The organism is Streptomyces sp. NPDC059355, from assembly GCF_042752335.1.
Lineage (GTDB): Bacteria > Actinomycetota > Actinomycetes > Streptomycetales > Streptomycetaceae > Streptomyces.
This window is the reverse complement of the sequence record NZ_JBHYXN010000118.1, coordinates 1-1300: the sequence shown is the minus strand read 5'-3', so window position 1 is coordinate 1300 and position 1300 is coordinate 1. Positions and strand designations below refer to the sequence as shown.

Here is a 1300-nt window from a genome sequence, read left to right as displayed (position 1 = left end):
GGGCCTTGACCCCGGATCCTGAACACACGAGACACTGGATCCTGAGGATCTGAGAACGGACTTCTCGTGGTCATGAAGAACTATCCGCCGGAGTTTAAGGCGGACGCGGTCGCGCTGTACCAGTCGCGGCCGGGGGCGACGATCAGGTCGGTCGCCGCCGACCTGGGGGTCAATCCCGAGACCCTGCGGAACTGGGTCCGGGCGGCAGGGGCGAGTCGGCCACGGGGCCGCCGTGCCGAGGAGCCGGCCGAGGCGCCCGCGCCGCTGGAGGTGGAGAACGCCGCACTGCGGAAGAAGATCCGGGAGCTGGAGGAAGAGCGCGAGATCCTTCGGAAAGCGGCGAAGTATTTCGCCGGGGAGACGCGCTGGTGAACCGCTTCCAGTTCGTCGCCGACCATCAGCGCCGTCACGGCGTGAAGCGGCTGTGCGACATCCTGGGCATCGCCCGCTCCAGCTTCTACTACTGGCGCCGGACGGCTGCGGACCGGGCCCGCCGGCAAGCGGCCGACGCCCGCCTCGCCAACCGGATACGGGCCGTGCACCAGGAATCGGACGGCACCTACGGAGCCCCGCGGATTACCGCCGAGCTCCGTGAGGAGAGCGGTAAGGCGGTCAACCACAAGCGTGTCGCCAGGATCATGCGGGCGTCCGGAATCCAAGGGGTCCGGTTGCGCCGCCGGCATCGCACCACCGTCCCCGACCCTGCCGCGGCCAAGGCACCGGACCTGATCGGCCGCGACTTCACCGCCGAAATCCCGAACACGAAGTACGTCGGTGACATCACCTACCTGCCCATCGACGGCGGGAAGTTCTGCTATCTCGCGACCGTGATCGACCTCGCCTCGCGCCGTCTGGCCGGGTGGGCCATCGCCGACCACATGCGCGCGGACCTCGTCACCGACGCCCTCGCGGCAGCGGTCCGGACCCGCGGCAGTCTCTCCGGATCGATCATGCACACCGACCACGGAGCTCAGTACACGAGCAGGGCATTCGCTGAAGCCTGCAGGTCAGCAGGGGTCCGACGGAGCATGAGCGCGGTCGGGTCCAGCGCAGACAACGCACTCGCGGAGTCCTTCAACGCGACCTTCAAGCGAGAGACTCTGCAGGGACGAAAGAGCTGGCCGGACGAGCGCCAGGCCCGACTCGACGCCTTCCGATGGCTCAACCGCTACAACACCCGACGCCGGCACTCCCGCCTCGGACACCGCAGCCCCATCACCTACGAAGCCGCACTCGAAGCACCACCAACTACCCTGGCATCAGCCGCATAAATCGTGTTCAGGATTCGGGGTCAAGGCCC

1 protein-coding gene is annotated in these 1300 nt (G+C 67.8%); it reads left to right on the top strand.

The features are described 5' to 3' along the window. Positions 1-66 precede the first annotated feature (66 nt). Positions 67-1271, top strand: a protein-coding gene (locus ACFXGI_RS38760) for an IS3 family transposase (protein ID WP_384717807.1) whose coding sequence is annotated in 2 segments (ribosomal slippage) — positions 67-358 and positions 358-1271 — 1206 coding nt in all. Because the reading frame shifts where the segments join, the coding sequence is not laid out codon by codon here. Positions 1272-1300: the final 29 nt, after the last annotated feature.